Source organism: Bacillus sp. FSL R9-9492, from assembly GCF_038007365.1.
Classification (GTDB): Bacteria; Bacillota; Bacilli; order Bacillales; family Bacillaceae_G; genus Bacillus_A; species Bacillus_A mycoides.
Genome location: NZ_JBBOXC010000001.1, coordinates 1,952,971 through 1,972,460 on the forward strand (window position 1 = coordinate 1,952,971; position 19,490 = coordinate 1,972,460).

Here is a 19,490-nt window from a genome sequence, read left to right on the forward strand (position 1 = left end):
GGAGTCATTCAATCATGATGAGAGTAAAAATTGTTTTGATTACCCTTGTAATATTATTAAATGTACAGATGCTATTTGGGATTCAAATAGCAAATGCAGAGAATGATAGAATGTTTACGGAAAACGATAAAGAACAACTAGACTCGCTTATAAAAAAACAAATGCAAGAAGCCAAAATTCCTGGAATGTCAGTGATAGTAGTCAAAGGTGATCAAGCTGTATATAAAAAAAGTTTTGGCTATTCAAATCTTGAGACAAAGCAACGTGTAACGGAAAAAACATTATTTGAAATCGGTTCGAATAGTAAGGCGTTTACAGCTCTCGCAATATATCAACTTGTTCAAAAGGGGTTAATTGATTTAAAGGACCCTGTTAGCAAATATTTGCAGTGGTTTCAAATGATATATGAAGGTAATTATAAAGGACAACAACTTAATAAAAATGTTGAAATAACTCTTGAACAGCTTTTATATCATACGAGTGGGATCCCTTTTCATACCATTGGGGACATACCTATCTCAAATGACAATGATGCGTTGGAAAATACAGTTAGAGAAATATTAAATCAAAAATTGGAGACATATCCAGGAGAGCAATTCAATTATGCCAGTATTAACTACGATATTCTAGGATTAGTTATACAAAAAGTTACCAATCAATCTTTTGAACAATACGTTCAGAATAATATATTAAACCAATTTAATATGGATAATACTTTTTTGTTTAGAAAAGATGTCGCTAAATATGATATGTCAAAGGGATATAAAATAGGTTTTTTAAAGCCTATAGAGTTTAATGCACCTATTTATCGAGGAAATACACCCGCAGGTTATTTTATCTCAAATAATGAAGACATGGAAAAGTGGCTTCGTATGCAGCTTGGGATATATGGACTAAGTGATGATCACCAAAAGGCAATTTATAGTACACATATACCAAACAGATCAGTTCCACCATCTGAGGATGGCTCTTCTTATGCCGGAGGGTGGCAAGTTTTTCAAAATGGTCCTGGTGAAATATCACATGCAGGAAGTAATCCGAATTTCTCCTCTTTCGTTGTATTTCATCCTCAAGAGAAGTTAGGAGTTGCGGTGATGGCTAACATGAACTCCGATTACACTCAAAATATTGGCCAGGCTATTATGGACACACTTGTGGGGGAGAGTGTGGTGACAAACGGTAAAGATACGTATAAGAGTATTGATGCCTTTTCTGTTACTGTACTTTTGTTTATGGTTCCTTTTTCAATTATTACTCTATACTTCATTTTCATAGTTATGATTCAGGTGTATAAGAAAAAAAGGAAGTTGGAAAAAAATAAATTTAAAAGTATTTGTATTCCCTTTATAACGTTTCTGTTTGCGTTCTTAGCTGGGTATGCCCTTTATAAAATTCCATTTGTATTTTTCGGGAGACTTTCTTGGGATTTTGTTAATGTTTGGTTACCTATCAGTATGAGTTTTGCGGTATGGGCTACTTTAATTAGTATTGTACTGTTCTGCCTATATTTATCTTTAATAACTGTTTTTCCTTTGCATAATAAGAAAAATTTTTTTCCGATTTTTGTGTTGAGTGTAACCAGTGGTTTTGGAAATGCGATGATTATTTTTATTATTAATGAAGCTTTAACTAGAAGTAATTATTCAAGCAACAATAGTTTGTTTTTATATTTTTTGCTAGGAATTATTACTTATGTATTAGCGCAAAAATTGGTACGGACGCAGTTGATTACCATTACAAATAATCTGATTTATGAAAAAAGGACCCAGTTAATTAACGATATATTAAAAAATCCTTATGAAAAAATTGAAAAAATAGAGTCAGAAAGAATTCAAACCACCTTAAATAATGATACAGAAGCTATCAGTAATTATGCTGCCACCATAATTACTGGTTTGACTGATTCAATTACACTTTTATGTTGTTTGGTTTATTTGGGAGTAATTAATGTTTATGGACTGCTTGTTTCTATTGCAGTTATTTTGGTTGCAGCAGGTATGTATTATGTAGCTGGAAAATCAGCTAATAATCTTTGGGAACAAACAAGAAACATCCAAAACACTTTTTTTAGATATATAAACGATCTCATTGGCGGTTATAAAGAGTTAAGCATAGGAAAGTCAAAACGAGAAGAGTTTGGACAAGGGATGCAAGAGAGCTGTGAGGATTATAAGGATAAGCGGATTCAAGGTGGTCTTAAGTTTGCTAATGTTTTTATTATTGGTGAATTGCTGTTTGTTATGGTAATTGGGGCTGTTACATTTTTATTTCCGCTTTTATTTAAAGGGGTACAGAGTGAGTTTTTAAGAAGCTATGTTTTTGTTTTTCTTTATATGACAGGACCTCTACATAGTATACTCAATACTATCCCTAATGCGATTCAAATGAAAATTAGTTGGAAGAGAATAAATGATTTTTCAAGGTATTTAAAAACCGAAACTAATAAGACAGACGTAAACAGTACTCTGATACCTCAAAGTAAAATAAACATGGAGATTAAAGAGGTAGTATATCAATACGAAAGTGAACATGGAGAACCTTTTCAAGTTGGGCCAATTAATTTTGAACTTAAATCAGGAGAGGTTGTATTTATAACCGGTGGCAATGGTAGTGGTAAATCAACTCTTGCTAAACTAATTACAGGTTTGTATTCTGCAAATAGCGGAAACATATTTGTTAACAATCAAGAAATAAATCAGGAACAGTTAAGAGAGCTATATTCCGCAATATTTAGTGATTTTTATTTGTTTACAAAAGTCTATGGTATTGACTATAGCTCAAAGGAAGAAGAAATAAAAAAATATTTGAAAATATTACGTATCGATGAAAAAGTACAAATTCAAAATGGAGAATTTAGTACAACTAAACTTTCAACAGGACAACGAAAAAGACTAGCACTATTAATTAGCTATTTAGAGGATAAATCTATTTATCTATTTGATGAATGGGCGGCAGATCAAGACCCTGAATTTAGACATTTTTTCTATACAGAACTATTGGCTGAATTAAAGGAAAAAGGAAAAGCTATCATTGCTATTACTCATGATGATAGGTATTTTCATATCGCGGATAAAGTTATCAAGATGGAAAGAGGAGAAATTATAGAAAATATGAAGAAGCATAATTATTTAGATTCATTTGATTGTCTCAAGGAGGAGCTCAATGATGATAAAATTGGATAAACAAAATTTGGAAGATATTCTTGGTTTAACACCAATACAGGAAGGGTTGTTATTTCACTACTTAAAAAATCCTCAAAGTGATGAGTATTTTGAACAGATATGTTTGGGGATTTTAGGTAGAGTTGATGCAGGATTGTTTACGAAAGCTTGGGACGCGGTTGTCCAAACAAATGAGCAGTTACGTACACTATTTCGTTGGGAAAAAGTGAAAACTCCTGTTCAAATAGTATTGAAAGAACATACCCCTCATATTAAAATAATTGATCTTACACACAAGAGTGAAAGTGAAAAAAATATTTTACTAGAAGAGATAAAAGTTAAAGATCGTGAAAAAAAGTTTAATCTTCGAGAAATACCATTCAGGGTTACTTTGTGCATATTAGCAGAAGAAAGACATGAAATGATTATAAGTAATCATCATATTATATATGATGGCTGGAGTAATGGAATTATTTTAAAAGAATTCCTAAACGCATATCGATGCCTTAGTGAATCAGAAACTTACAATCTGCCTACTAAAAAAAAATATAAAGATTTTATTAAATATATTCAAAAACAGGATAAAGAAGGGCAGAAAGTATTTTGGCAAGAGTATTTAAAAGGATTTAACTCGCAAAATAGATTGGAAGTAACAAAAAAGAAACATAAATCAATTCGAAAAGATCATCAGTATCGTATTCAATTTTCAAGGGATAAGTTGGAAGGATTTGCGAAGGGAAATGAAGTTACTCTTGCCGCCCTTGTTTATAGTTTATGGGGAATTGTGCTACAAAAGAATCATAATATCGATGACATTATTTTTGGCGCAACTATTTCGGGTAGAGCAGGAACATTTAATGGGATTGAAGAAATGGTAGGCCTATTTATAAATACAGTTCCATTAAGAGTTAAAAAGGATTCTGGCGAAACATCTATAGAACTTATCAAAAAGTTAAATAAGACATTGCAGGATTGGGAATTGTATGGGACATCATCTTTAGTAGATATAAAAAAATATAGTGAATTGGATACGGAAATCGACCTTTTTGATACTATTGTTGTTTTTGAAAACTACCCTTTAGATCAGACGATACTGACAAACAAAAATAGAATCGCTTTGAACTCATATTCCACCTTTGAAATGACTAATTATGGCTTATCTATTAGTATAAGTTTGCACAAAGATATTGAGATATGTTTCAGTTACAACGAACAATTATATGAATCATCTAAAATTGAGCGTTTAGCTCAGCATTTTACTATAATTGCAGAAGCAGTCATAAAAAATCCTCATAAAAAAATAGAAGAGATTGATATCGTATCTATTGAAGAGAAAAAACAAATCCTTTTGGAATTTAATAATACTCGTAAAACATATTCACATCAGTTGACGATTAGTCAGTTGTTTGAGCAACAAGCGATGAAAACCCCGGATAATGTAGCGATTGTATATAAAAATAGGACTATGACTTATGAAGAATTAAATGACATATCCAATAACTTATCAAATGAACTGCTTAGAAAAGGAGTGAAAAAGGGTGAGATTATTGGAATCATGACGGATCCATCAATTGAAATGCTAATAGGGATAATTGCTATTTTAAAAGTCGGAGCTGCATACTTGCCAATTGATCCAGAATATCCAGAGTCAAGGAAAATGTATATGATACAGGATAGTCAAACAAAGTTCATATTGACCAGTAAGGATGTAATTAATAAAAACGACTATGTAATTGGAAAATTCAACAATGATTGTATTTTTATATTGGATAATAGTAGAAAAATTTCGGGTGAGACTCTTCTACCAAAAGTAAACCTTAGTCCGAATGATTTATTTACGGTTTTGTATACTTCAGGTACTACAGGAAAACCTAAAGGTGTAATGATAGAAAATCGAAATGTTGTTAATCTTGTTCAGTGGTTTGGAAAAACATTTAATATAACGGAAAAAACAAATCTATTACAACTAACAAATTATGTGTTTGATCCGAGTATTGAGGATTTTTTCGGTACATTACTTTATGGAGCGACATTACATATAGCCGAAAAGAATTTAATTTTAAATAAGGAGCATTTTTGTGATTATGTTGATCAACATGAAATTCATATTATTAATTTCATACCGACTGTATTAAAAGAATTATTATGTCATGATCGCAAATTGCAGAGTTTACACACAGTTATTTCAGGTGGAGAAAGACTAGAAGAATCATTAAAAGATGCACTGATTGATAGAGGATATAAATTATATAATAATTATGGTCCAGCAGAAACGACAGTGGATGCTTTAAGTGTTGAATGTTCAGAAAATACCGTCTCTTTAGGGCAGCCGATTTCAAATGTTAGATGTTATATATTAGATAAAGATAAAAATATTAGTCCAATAGGTGTTCCTGGTGAGTTGTATATTGCTGGAGACGGTGTAGGAAGAGGGTATTTGAATCTACCAGAATTTACAAATGAAAAGTTTATGAATGATCCCTTTAATCCAAATGATCGTATGTATAAAACAGGGGACTTAGGAAGATGGCTTCCAAACGGAGAAATCGAGTTTCTTGGAAGAGAGGATCATCAGGTGAAAATCAGAGGGTATCGGATTGAACTTTCAGAAATTCATAATTTAATATTAAAAAGGAACTACATTGAAGATGTTGCTGTAATTGATTGGGAAATTAATAATGGGAAAAAAGTTATCTGTGCATATATCGTTTCCCATGTTCAGGTTAACATGGAGGAACTTAAGGGATTTTTAGCAAAAGAATTACCAGATTATATGCTTCCGTCATACTATATTCAGCTAGAGAGTCTGCCCTTAACTTCCATAGGAAAGCTTGATCGAAGGAACTTACCGGCTCCTCAAATTCATACTTATAAAGGTTACGTTGCTCCAAAAAATAAAGTTCAAGAAGAACTAGTAGAGGTATGGTCTGCAGTGTTGGGTCTACATCAGGGGGAGATTGGTATACATGATAACTTCTTCGAGTTGGGAGGAGACTCAATTTTAAGTATTCAAATAGTAGGTAAAGCGCTTCAAAAGGGTATAGAGATTACCGTGAGTCAGATGTTTGAGAACCAAACGATAGCAGAACTGGCGGATTGTATTGCAGATATTAAAGAAAGCTATAGTGAAGATCAAATAGAAGAACCTGAGACTGGAGAAGTGCTTCTTACACCGATTCAAAAGTGGTTTTTTGAGCAAGATTTGGAAAATTATCATCATTGGAATCAATCTGTGCTATTGGAAACACGAGCAGGTATAAATCCGAATTTGTTGCATGAAAGTTTTCGTATACTTACAAATTATCATGATAGTTTTAGGCTCCGTTATTATCAAAGGGCTGGAGAATGGATTCAAGTTTATTCAGAGTCCGATGAGAATGTGTTATTTGAATTACATGATTTTAATAATAGTCATATGCATGAAATTTTATCAAAATTGCAGTATGAATTAAACATTACAGATGGGCCATTAATTAAAGTTGCATATTTTGATTCTGGGGATCAGGAAAAAGGAAGGTTGTTTATAACAGTACATCATCTTGTAATAGACGGATATTCATGGCGACTTATGCTGGACACTCTACAGATGATATATGAACAGCTTACAAATAGTGGCTCTGTTCAACTTCCAGTGAAAGGCCTCTCTTTTAAAAAATGGTCTGAGCATCTCTATGAATATGCTTATTCCAATCAATTAAAAGATGAACTTGCTTTTTGGAAGAACAATGTCCCTTCTTCTGTAAATACTATACCTATTGACATGGAAGGGGGGAGAAATGATGAAAACTCTGCTCGTACACTTTCTTTTATGTTGACGGAGAAAGAAACAAAGTATTTACTGCATGACACGTATCAATTATTTAAAATGAGAATTGATGATATTCTGCTTTCCGCACTTTCTAGTACATTAGCAAATTGGAGTGGTGAAACACTAGTTGATTTGGAGGGCCATGGTAGGAATCCTTTGTTAAAAGAGTACGACACTTCAAGAACTGTAGGATGGTTTACTTGTGTATATCCTATTGTTATGGGCGACATTGAAAAAGAGAAGGGCATAGCAGAAATATTGAAGCAAGTAAAAGAGCGGTATCGTGCTATACCAAATGGTGGAATTGGTTATGAAATTTTATATTACTTAGCAGAGAAAGAGATGCGAGGGCAAATTTCGTCTAGGAAAAGGGGACAAATAAGCTTTAATTATTTAGGACAGTTCGAACAAGCAATTAAAAAACAGCAGTTATTTAATATATCGGATGTGAATACAGGACCAACCCGTGATTTGAATGGAATTAGAAGTCACTTGCTTGAAATTGAATGTATGATCGTTGATAAAAAATTATGTGTAGAATGGAAATATAGTGCGAATAGTCATTTGGTTGAAACCATTCAAGGCTTGGCAAAGGACTTTGTCAACAATTTGAAGAATATAATTGACCACTGTCAAACAAAAGAAGGTACATATTTGACGCCTTCAGATTTCCCACTTGTCTCCATAGATCAAAAGAAAATTGATGAATGGATTGAGGTATATAAAAATATAGAAGATATATACATGCTTTCACCTGTACAACAAAGTATGGTTTTTCATCATATCTATTCACCAAAATCGTCAGTAACTGTGGAGCAAACAATATTTTCAATAAAATCAAAACTAGATATTGAGATATTTGAAAAGGCTTGGCAAAAACTTTTAGATAGACATGAAAGTTTAAGAACATCATATCATTGGGAAGGGCTAGAAGAACCTGTACAGATTGTTCATAAAGATCTAAAAATTCCTTTTCAAGTTTTAGATTGGACAAATTTTTCGAAATCTGAAGGATTGCAAAAGTTAGAACAACTTATTGAGGAAGATCGTAAGAAGGGATTCGACCTTTCAAAACCACCACTTATGAGAATTTTGGTCATTAAGCAAGAAGAGTATGCCTATGATGTAGTATGGACGCATCATCACCTTCAGTTAGATGGTTGGTGTAATAGCATCCTCTTTAAGGAACTGGGTCAGTGTTATGAAGCATTATGTGTTGACGAAAAGATAACATTTGGACATGTATATTCATTTAAAGATTATATCGACTGGTTACGTAGGCAAGACAAGAAGAAAGCGGAACAATTTTGGAGAACCGAGTTAGATGGATTTAAAACACCTATACGATTCAATAATATTTTTCCTGCAAAAAATTCAAATCAGTTATCTGCTTTTGGAGATGTAGTATACGAAGTATCTGAAGACAAACAGCAGATAATTCAAGACTTTACTAGAAAGAATCGGATTACACTAAATACTATGATTCAGGGGGCTTGGGCAATTCTTTTAAATCGCTACTCCCAAGAAACAGATATTATTTTTGGGGTAACTTCATCAGGGCGTCCGGCTGAGTTAGAAGGTTCGGATTCAATAATTGGTTGCTTTATGAATACTCTTCCTTTTAGGGTAAAGATAAATAAAAATGTAAATTTGATTAAATGGCTTAAAGATGTACAACTGAAGCAGGTTGAAATGCGTCAATATGAATATACCTCACTCGTTGATATAAGAAGTTGGATTGATATGCCAAGAAGCTCTGCCTTATATGATTTGTATGAGAGTATTGTAATTGTTGAAAACTATCCATTCGATGTGAAATTGAAAGACGGAATTGGTTCATTACAAGTGAAATCAGTACGTATAGATGAACAAATGGATTATCCTTTGGTTGTTTATTGTAATCTACAACCAAAGCTTCAATTGAAGCTACTATTCAATAGTTCCTTTTTAAATGAAACAGAAGCAAATCAGATACTTTCACATTTAATCAATATTTTGTGGGAAATGCTTGTTAGCGAAGATGGTAAGTTAGAGAATATCTCAATGATTTCCGAAAAAGAACTTACACATATTTTAAGTGATAATAATTCTACTTCATTGGATTATCCTAAGAATCAATGTTTTCAGGATTTATTTACTGATCAAGTAAAATTAAATTTAAACAAACCTGCTGTTATACAGGGGAATGAAAGTTTATCTTACACAGAATTAGATATACTTTCAAACCAGTTAGCGCATAAGCTCATTAAATTAGGGGTAGGGCCTGAAATACCTGTGGGAGTGTATGTTGAACGTTCACCTAAAATGATTGTAGGAATTTTAGCTGTTTTAAAAGCTGGTGGAGCTTTTCTACCTATAGATATGGATTATCCTGGCGAAAGAATAAATTTGATGTTGAAAGATGCCCAAGTACCTATATTACTCACCCAAAATAATTTACAGTCGAAGATTAGAGATTATCAGGGGCATACCGTTTGTCTTGATATAGAATGGGATTCAGTGCTCGAAGAACCAAAAAACCAACCGAGTGTTAGAATTGAACCCCAGAATTTGGCATATATCATCTATACTTCGGGTTCTACTGGTCGACCAAAAGGTGTAATGATGTCTCATGAAGCAGTTGTAAGCCACTCCATTGATATTTGCAAACGTTATGAGCTGACACCGGAGGATCGTGTTCTTCAGTTTTCTTCGATAAGTTTTGATATTTCACTTGAACAGATTTTTACAACACTAGCTGCAGGAAGTTCTCTTGTTTTGCGTGATAAGAATATATGGACTCCTTATCAGTTTTCTCAGAAATGTGTTGAACTTGGACTCTCAGTTGTTAATCTACCTACAAATTATTGGGGCGAAATTGTACAAGAATGGTATACAAGACCAGAAATAATTCCAGATAGTAACCTCAGACTCGTCATAGTTGGTGGGGAACAAATGCCAGCGGAGAAAGTAGGGATGTGGGAACAGTTACCTTTAGAAGATATTATTTTGTTAAATGCATATGGACCTGCTGAAACGGCGATGACAAGTACTTTATATGAAGTGTCTGGAAAAGGAACTAAAAGTGCCGACTTAAAAGTTATTCCCGTGGGAAAACCACTTGCTAACAGGCGCATTTATATCCTTGATGAGAACATGCACCCTTTGCCGATTGGAGTGAAGGGGGAAATATTCATAGGTGGCATACCTTTAGCTAGAGGTTATATTAACAATTCTAAGTTGACGAAGGATAAGTTTATTCGAGATCCGTATTATCATAATTATGGAAAAATGCTTTATAAAACAGGAGATATGGGGAAATTACTTTGCGATGGTAACATTGAGGTTCTGGGGCGGAAGGATGACCAAACAAAAATACGAGGGCATCGAATTGATATAGGAGAGATTGAAGTTGTTTTAAACAAATGTGATAACATAAAAAACTCTATAGTTGTCGTGAAGAATGGAGTAGCAAATGATAAGTATCTTGTTGCATTCTATGATTCCCCCTCACATGGTACAAATAATCAATGCAGTATAAGGGGTTTTTTGCGGAAAAAACTTCCTGAATATATGATTCCTTCTTATTTTATTCAACTAGGAAGCCTTCCGCTCAGTCCGAATGGAAAAATTGATCGGAAGTCCCTAGAAAATATGGAGATTAAAGTACAGTTTGATGAAGAGTATCAAAAACCTTATAATACGATACAACAAAAACTTGTAAGTATTTGGAGAAAGATACTGGGAACTGATGGTGTAGGCATTAATCATCATTTCTTTGAAATTGGGGGACAATCATTAAAAGCAATAACACTTGTTTCTGAAATTCATAGGGAATTTGAAGTTGAACTTCCACTTGGAAATATATTTGCATTTCCTACTATTAAGGAATTGGCTGTAATCATTGAAGAAATGATGGGGAAAAAAGAAACATATGAAGCGATTCGTCTAGCACCACCACAGGAGTATTATGAAGTCTCTCCAGCACAAAAAAGTATGTATATTGTTAGTCAATTGAATGGTGCATCTACAAACTATAATATTACCGGAGCAGTATTTCTTGAAGGGGAAGTTAATATAGTACAGATAGAAAAGGCATTGCAAGCTTTAATTAATCGCCATGAAAGCTTGCGAACATCATTTAAACAAGTACAAGGGAAAATAGTTCAAAAAATCCATCAGAATCCTGAATGGAATATGCAACACGTGTATGCAGATGAACAAAATTTTGAGAGTGTTGTTGAAACATTTATTAGACCATTTGATTTAGAGAAAGGGCCCTTGTTCAGAGCAGCAATTGTGGAGGTGCTACCATCATCGAAATATTTGCTTGTTTATGATATGCACCATATTATATCCGATGGTTTATCAATGGGAATTTTAATTAGAGAGTTTGCATCTCTTTATCAAAAAAATAATTTGCCAGACGTAAGAATTCAATACAAAGATTTTTCAAACTGGCAAAACAAAATGATAGAATCCGGGAACTGGAAACTAAAAGAACTGTACTGGCTTGAAATATTTTCAAAAGAAATACCATTACTCAATTTACCAACTGATTATCCAAGGTTAGATGAGCCAATGTTTGAAGGTGATGTAGTTCAATTTAATTTGGATGCATATTATACATCTAAATTAAATGAAATCTCAAGCCGAAAAGGAGCTACTCTGTACTCATTATTACTTTCGGCATTCAATATACTACTGTTTAAATATAGCGGACAAGAAGACATTATAATTGGAAGCCCGGTAGCAGGAAGACTGAATTCTGAATTAGAAAATGTGGTAGGTATGTTTGTTAATACACTTGCGCTCAGAAATTATCCTACTTCAGAGAAACGGTTTGAGGATTTTTTGAAAGAAGTTGCAAGCCACACACTTCAAGCTCTCGAACATCAGGAATATTCATTTGAGATGCTCGTTGATAAGCTACAATTGCGAAAAAATGTGAATCGTCATCCTCTGTTTGATGTGATGTTTGCTTTTGAAAATGTTGATGCAGTAAGGGCGGAAATAGGTGATTTTGAAATTAAACCGTACGAGTATACGAATCGTACATCTAAATTTGATTTAGAGCTGAAAGTAACTGAGCAGGATGGACAACTTCGTTTTATATTTGAATATAGTACAGGTTTGTTCCGTAAAGAAACGATAGAACGAATGGCGGAACATTTCGTTAAAATTATTGATACTATCATAGAGGACATTACTATTCCAATTGAGGAAATTGATCTAGTAACCATGAAAGAAAAAAATAGAATAGGTGTTTTTAATAATACTGATACTTTGTATCCAGAAGAAAAAACGATTAAACGTATATTTGAAGAACTGGTGGAAAAACATCCGAATCGTACTGCTGTAGTGTTTGGACAGAGAACAATAACTTATAAGGAATTAAATGATAAAGCAAATCAATTAGCTAAACACTTGATTAAGAAGGGGGCAGGAAGTGATACAGTAATCGCTTTATTAGCTGAGCCTTCTATTGAAATGATCATTGGACTATGGAGTATTATTAAAAGCGGGGCAATTTATTTACCTCTTGATCCGGAGTTTCCATTAGAACGAATAAATAGCATGATTGAAGACAGTGATACAATTCTTCTTTTGACCCAGTCTCACTTAGTAACTTCTAATGATTTTACTTGTGAGGTTATGGAATTGGAAGATAAGAGCTTATTTTTTGAATGTCCTTCAAATATAGAGGAAAGAAGTACAGTTGATAATCCAATATATATTATTTATACATCTGGTACCACTGGGCTCCCAAAAGGGGTACCGATTAAGAATCAAAGCTTGGTAAATTATATTTCATGGTTCACACGAGAAGCAAGTATAACGTATAGGGATAAAACACTACTATTATCTTCCTTTGCATTTGATTTAGGATATACAAGTTTGTATACAGCTTTATTAAATGGGGGTGAGTTACATTTAGTTCCAAAAGAACATTATATGCTCCCAGAAACCCTTATCACATATTTGAAAGAGAAAAAGATAAGTTATATAAAACTGACTCCTTCACTATTTAATTATTTAGTTAACCATCGTATGGTTGAAGATTATGAGAATTGCATGGCGCTAAGGTTAATCGTATTGGGCGGTGAAGAAGTGAAGTCGGCTGATATTAGTAAGTTTAATAGGGTGTATCCGCAAACTGTAATTATGAATCACTATGGACCTACAGAAACTACTATTGGCGCTCTATTTCACAAATTTAATGCTACTGATTTTGACCTTGTATCCAAGGGAACGGTTATTGGAAAGCCAGTAGATAACACGAAAATATTCATTTTGGATAGAGGTCAAAAACTTGTTCCACTTGGAATGGCTGGTGAAATTTGTATTGGGGGAGTAGGAGTGACAGAAGGTTATTTGAATCAAATTGATTTAAATAGCGAAAAGTTTATTACGGTTTCACCTTTGGGACATGAAAAAATCAAACTCTATAGAACGGGAGACTTAGGGAGGCTCACATGCCATCAAGAAGTAGAATTTCTCGGAAGAATTGACAATCAATTAAAAATTCGAGGATATAGAGTGGAGTTAGAAGAAATAAATTCAGTACTGTTGCAACACGATATGATACTTGATGCAATTGTTGTTCCAAAAAAAGATAAAGAAAATAATAATATACTATGTGCTTATATTGTGTTGAAAGAGAATGAGAATGGGTGGGGAATAAGGGAATACCTTTCAAGTAAGATTCCTTACTACATGATGCCCTCTATCTTTATTAAGTTAGATAGAATTCCTTTGACTCCAAATGGTAAGCTAAATGTTAAAGCACTCCCAGAAATTAAGGATGAATTATTGATAAAAACTAATTATGAACTGCCTGAGGATCCAATTGAAAAAACTGTTGCACAAATGTGGGAAGAAACTCTTAATGTTAAGCAAATTAGTATGAATGACTCGTTTTTTGAAATGGGTGGAAACTCATTGTCGTTAATGCTTTTAATGGCAGAAATTCACAAAAAGTTTAGTGTAGATATATCGTTAAGAGAAGCGTTTAAAGCACCAACAGTAAGAGGTATAAGTAAGCATATAAAGAAAAGATCTGAAAGTAAGTATGTGTCATTACAACCTGTAGAAAAGTGCGAATATTACGACCTTTCTTCAGCTCAGAAAAGGATATATACACTACAACAGATGGAAGGGATTGGAACTAGTTACAATATGCCAAGAGCAACCTTACTAGAAGGTGAAATCAATCTGGATAAATTGGAAAAAGCTTTTTGTGAGATTGTAAAGAGACATGAGGCATTTCAAACATCTATTGAAGTAGTAGATGGTGTGCCCAAACAACGAATTCAGGGAGAAGTGGATATAGAAATTAGTTATTCTGTTTTAGATGAACATTTATGTTCTAATCCATCAAGTAAGCTGAATGTCGAACTGGAAAATATAATTGATGAATTTATTGAACCTTTCGACTTAAGTAAAGCCCCTTTAGTAAGAGTTAAGATCATTCGCTTAAGTAGTCATAAACATGTGCTCTTAACAGATATGCACCATTTGATTTCAGATGGATATTCAGTCAATATTTTACTGCAGGAGTTATCAGAATTATATCAAGGAAAACTGTTACAGGAAAACCCTATTCAATATAAAGAATTCGTTTATTGGCAGAATGAGTTTTTAAAGACAAGTGCTGCAAGTATACAAGAAAAATATTGGTTAGATGTACTTTCAGGGGATCTTCCAGTATTAGATATGCCTACGGATTTTCCTAGACCAATTATACAAAGCTTTGAAGGAAATAGTTTTATTTTTGAAGGAGGAAATGAATTAAAGCAACGTTTAGACAATTTATGTTTAGAAACAGATACGACATTGTACATGATTTTGTCTGCAGCTTATAGTATTTTGTTATCAAAATGTTCCTCGCAGCACGATATAATTGTAGGAATGCCTATTTTAGGGCGGACACATTCTGATTTGAAAAATATCATTGGTATATTTGCAAATACTATTGCAATTAGAAGTTTCCCTATTGAGAAAAAAAACTTTACGGAATTTTTGTCAGAGATTAAAGAACAGTTAATTAAAGCGTATGATAATCAAGATTACCAGTTTGATATGATTATTGATAAGTTAAAAATTAAGAGAGACTTAGGGAGAAACCCTATATTTTCTACAATGTTAGCTTTTCAAGAATCTCAAATCAATGAAAGTATAATGGGGAATTTGAAAATGACGCCTGTTCAATATAGAAATAAAATTTCGAAATTTGATTTAACCTTATTTGTAGAAAAAGGAAAAAAAGAGTTGTTTTTTGAATTTGAATATGCGAGTAGTTTGTATAGAATGGAAACTATAAAAAAATTAGCGGAGAATTTTTTAGGTATCTTAGACACGATTAGTTCAAATAAAGAAATAAAATTAGAAAATATTGAGATTGAAGGGTTAGTAATCGAGAATACAGAAATTGAAAATGTCAAATTTAATTTTTAAGATAGATAAGATATTGGTTATTGAGGCTATTCCTAATATGATACTTTAGGAATAGCCGTTTCATATAAATGCATTCTTTAAATATCTATAAAAAATAAAAGGATATATTGTATAGAAAAGGTTAGCTTTTAATTATAATTAAAACGATGATATAGAAGTGGCGATATAAAGGGAGTTCTCTATCATGGAGAGACTTAAAGAAGTGTTTCATTTTGTTTGGGATAGCGGTATCGTAGTTCATGATCTAGATAGTTATACGTTTTTACGAAAAGGTTTGGTAAGGAACAGTAATAGAGCGTTACGTAAGTGAGGTGCTAGGTGTGGAAGGAGAAGTAGCCATTCTTGAAGTGGATGGTGATAGAATTGAATTACTTACACCAACGAATACTATACCTTCTCCAATGGCACGATTTATAAATAAAAAGGTGTTACGTAATAACGTAACACCTTTTTATTTATGTATTTCACATTTTCTTCACAAATGATTCACGAGAACTTTTCTTCTTAGGAAACTTACATAAATATATTTTATGATATAATAACAATCGACTTTAAAAATGTAAGTTGTTTTAATTAAAGTAGCTGCTATTATATTAGAAGTTTAAAGGTGGGGAGAAAGAAAGCGTCATGTTGTATAAAAAAATACTTAATCAGGTTAATATTTCGTCAGGAAATCAAACTAGGAAGTATAAAGTAATGAAAGTGTAGTGAGAAAGAAGAAAGAAGTGAAATGATTGTGAAAGTAATACGAAGGTTAGGGGCATGGCTATTAATAGCGTGCGTGTTTATCATATTGATACCAAAAAGTGCATCTGCTCATGCGTATGTTGTGAAATCAAATCCTGCTGAAAATGAAACGTTAAAGAAAGCACCATCTGTTGTGAAAATTGAATTCGATGAGGACATACAAGTTTCAAGTTTTAATACATTGTTCGTAAGAGACACCTCAGGTAAAAGAGTAGATTTAAAAGATGCACATATTGATAAGAAAAACAAAAAAATATTAGAGGCTGGGTTAAAAGAGAATCTCAAAAATGGTCTCTACTCTATTCAGTGGAAAGCTATTTCAGCTGATGGACATCCGATTCAAGGAGTTATTCCATTCCGTATTGGATTAGCAGAAGCGGGAACAGATGATATAAAAGTAGAAGAGATGGGCTATGTTCCGCAAATCGATATGATCATGGAACGTGGGGTTCTATATACAAGTTTCTCACTATTTTTAGGAGTTCTATTCTTTAATCTTATTATGTATAAAGGGAATGCAACTCCAGTTCAATCAAGGAGTAAGAGAATAATATGGATAGCATTATTTGGGATATTTATTAGTTTACTATTCAATCTACCATTGCAGGCGAAAATAAATGCTGATGTTTCATGGTTAGAAGCATTCGATCCTATATTATTAAAAGAAACATTACAGCTGTCTGTTTTTGGTTATGTATGGATCACTCAAATGGCTCTTATTAGTACGCTTATGATTGTTACATATTTTGCAGTGAAGAGTGAGAGGCTTTCGTCGTTTAAAGTATGGAGCATTCCAATTGTATTATTTATTGGGTTACTTGTTATGAAAGCCTTCAATAGTCATGCATATGGATTAAAGTTTAAAGAAATTGCTGTCGTTATGGACTTTCTACATTTATTCGCAGCTTCGTTATGGATGGGGGGGCTATCATCGATTGTTCTTCTTTTACGTAAAGAGGATGACAAGTGGACTATGTATTGGGATGCGATTAAGCGTTTTTCACCATGGGCAACAGGTACTGTCATAGTGATTTTATTAACGGGTCTTTTTAACAGTACATTTTTTATTCCCACGATCCATTCCCTATTTGATACGAAGTATGGATTGGCCTTATTAGCAAAGATACTTTTATTCGTGTGTATGGGGATATTGGGAATTATTCATTATGTGAAAGGGAGAATGCGAGCGCAGCAAAGGTTAGGAGCTACGGTGAAAGTAGAGTTTATCATTGGAATTATCGTTTTCGTAATCGTAGCTTTTATGACAAATGTACAAACGCCGCCGATGCCTCCTACGGGACCTTTTACAGAGGGTAAACAATTAGATAATGGATATGAACTTACTTTACATGTAAGTCCTAATAAGGTAGGACAGAATACATTTCATATTACTTTGAAGGATGAGAATGGACAGCCTGTTACTGATATGGAACAAATTGTATTGACGACTCAATCTTTAGATATGAATATGGGCAAAGGTTCATTTAAAGTTTCGGCAGTGTCACCGGGAGAATATGAAGCGGAAGGTATGTATATTAACATGACAGGAAACTGGAATATACAAGTTCACGGATTAACAAAATCTCTTGATAGTTTCGATACGGATTATAAATTTATTGTAGGTGGCAGATAAAAAAGACGTTATAAATGAAAAGGAGTTTATAGAAAATGAAACGTATAAAAAAATTAGGAACAACAATGATCGCAACAATAATTGCAATGGGGATTTTTTCGTTACCTGTTAGTGCTCACGTAACTGTGAAACCAGCAACTTCTGACGTTAGCTCTTGGGAGACTTATACAATAAAGGTACCTGTTGAAAAGAATATGGCAACAACAAAAGTCACACTGAAAATACCGTCTGGAGTCGAGTTTCAACAGTACGAGCCAGTGCCAGGGTGGAAAGTGGAAGAACAAAAAGATGCAGCTGGAAAAGTTAAAACTGTAATATGGGAAGCAACAGGAGAAGGGATTTTACCTGGTCAGTTCCAACGATTTACTTTCGTTGCTAAAAATCCAGATAAAGAGCAACAAATAGCTTGGAATGCATATCAACAATATAAAGATGGAGAAATTGTTGAATGGACAGGCGATGAGAAAGCTGAAAAGCCCCACTCACTTACTACGATTGCAAAAGGTACATCATTAACAGGAGAACATGGTGAAGTATCTAGTGTGGAAAAAAATGAAAGTACAAGTAATATGCAAACAATAGCAATTGTCTTATCAGTTTTAGCGATTGTATCTTCCATAGGTACGTGTGTTTTTGTAGTACGTCGTAAAAAGTAGGGAACATTGAAAGGTCTCATTGAAAGTAATGAGACCTTTGTTAATAAAATTTTGAGATTAAGCAGCTTCGAGGGGGGTTAGAGCTACAAATACAACATGGTTTATTAAGATAAGGAACTCAATTGACTGTCATTACTTCTTCTGGTAGGTTATCATGCTTAAGCCAGTTTTCAATTAAAGTATTAAATAGTTTGGGATTTGCTAAAGGGATTCCATGACCGATTTTAGGAATGATAATACCTGTGCAATTAGGATTGCTTTCAAGGATTGTAGTCATCGAGTCTTTCATGATTCTTTTTTCGTTTTCTCCAACAGTCACTAATATATTGCTACTAGCATTCTCGAAACCTTTTGGTATTGTAAACGACATATTTTCTTCTAATATCCTCACAAATGTATTTTTACTTATTTGACAACTTTCATGATAATAGTTATCAAATTGTGTTTCATCTATGCACATTGATTTTGCTTGTATTTTGGAAAACGTCTTACTCTTTATAAGTGGATAGGTTAAGCCAAGGGATCTTATTAATGTTTTAGCGAAAGGAATTAGTTTAACTAATGCGCTATTTATCATAGCGTATTGAATTAAGTTTGGTTTCATGCTGAGCATTGCAATTAATACTTGAGCACCTAACGAAAAACCGATTACTATAACAGTTTTACCTTGTCCTTTTTCTTCAACTAATTCAATGATTTTTTCAGCACTAAAGTGTATTGAAAAATGATCCTTACTACTATTTTCCCCTTGCTCGGGTAAATCAGGAACAAGGCAGTGAAAGTTAGTAAAATGTTTAATTTGTTTGTCCCACATCCATCCACTGACTCCGCCCCCATGAATAAAAACCATAAGTGGAGAGCTTGAATCTCCAAATTCTTTATACTGTAAAACCATATAATTCCCCCTTATGATTAGAATTGTTAGTCCATACATATGTATTAGAGATAATATTTTCTACTTAATTATCATCATACAATAAAAAAGAAAAATTTTCCTTTTGCTAAGATGTTAAGTGACTGTACTGATAAAATGGTAAAAAAGAAAGAGC

5 protein-coding genes and 1 pseudogene are annotated in these 19,490 nt (G+C 33.2%); 5 read left to right on the forward strand and 1 reads right to left on the reverse strand.

Annotated elements, in window-relative coordinates:
- Positions 1–14: 14 nt before the first annotated feature.
- The 5 genes and pseudogenes from MKY70_RS09875 (at position 15) to MKY70_RS09900 (ending at position 18,441) form a co-directional block, all read left to right on the forward strand.
- Positions 15–3,182 carry a cyclic peptide export ABC transporter gene (locus MKY70_RS09875; RefSeq protein ID WP_113769350.1) on the forward strand — a complete coding sequence of 1,056 codons (3,168 nt, stop codon included), beginning with the start codon at positions 15–17 and terminating at the stop codon, positions 3,180–3,182.
- The gene (locus tag MKY70_RS09880; RefSeq protein WP_341074500.1) at positions 3,166–15,405 is read left to right on the forward strand and encodes an amino acid adenylation domain-containing protein; all 12,240 of its coding nucleotides are present in this window, start codon (positions 3,166–3,168) and stop codon (positions 15,403–15,405) included. Before MKY70_RS09875 ends, MKY70_RS09880 begins: the two co-directional genes overlap by 17 nt.
- A 184-nt stretch (positions 15,406–15,589) precedes the next feature.
- Positions 15,590–15,830 (forward strand): annotated as a pseudogene (locus MKY70_RS30815) (glyoxalase); the annotation flags it as partial.
- A gap of 305 nt (positions 15,831–16,135) precedes the next feature.
- Complete coding sequence (locus MKY70_RS09895) at positions 16,136–17,785, forward strand: copper resistance CopC/CopD family protein (protein WP_088032534.1); 1,650 nt, start codon at positions 16,136–16,138, stop codon at positions 17,783–17,785.
- A gap of 35 nt (positions 17,786–17,820) precedes the next feature.
- Positions 17,821–18,441: a YcnI family copper-binding membrane protein gene (locus MKY70_RS09900; protein WP_088032536.1), complete on the forward strand. Its 621-nt coding sequence runs from the start codon at positions 17,821–17,823 to the stop codon at positions 18,439–18,441.
- 118 nt (positions 18,442–18,559) lie between these two features.
- Here the strand turns inward: MKY70_RS09900 and MKY70_RS09905 are convergent, their stop codons facing one another.
- A complete protein-coding gene (locus MKY70_RS09905) occupies positions 18,560–19,336 on the reverse strand; it encodes an alpha/beta fold hydrolase (RefSeq protein ID WP_088032538.1) in 777 nt (258 codons plus the stop codon).
- Positions 19,337–19,490: the final 154 nt, after the last annotated feature.

Excerpts from the sequence above, each read along its gene's own strand:
- MKY70_RS09875 (WP_113769350.1), top strand. The coding sequence starts at position 15 with ATGATGAGAGTAAAAATTGTTTTGATTACCCTTGTAATATTATTAAAT.
- MKY70_RS09895 (WP_088032534.1), top strand. The coding sequence starts at position 16,136 with ATGATTGTGAAAGTAATACGAAGGTTAGGGGCATGGCTATTAATAGCG.
- MKY70_RS09905 (WP_088032538.1), bottom strand. The coding sequence starts at position 19,336 with ATGGTTTTACAGTATAAAGAATTTGGAGATTCAAGCTCTCCACTTATG.
- MKY70_RS09880 (WP_341074500.1), top strand. The coding sequence starts at position 3,166 with ATGATAAAATTGGATAAACAAAATTTGGAAGATATTCTTGGTTTAACA.
- MKY70_RS09900 (WP_088032536.1), top strand. The coding sequence starts at position 17,821 with ATGAAACGTATAAAAAAATTAGGAACAACAATGATCGCAACAATAATT.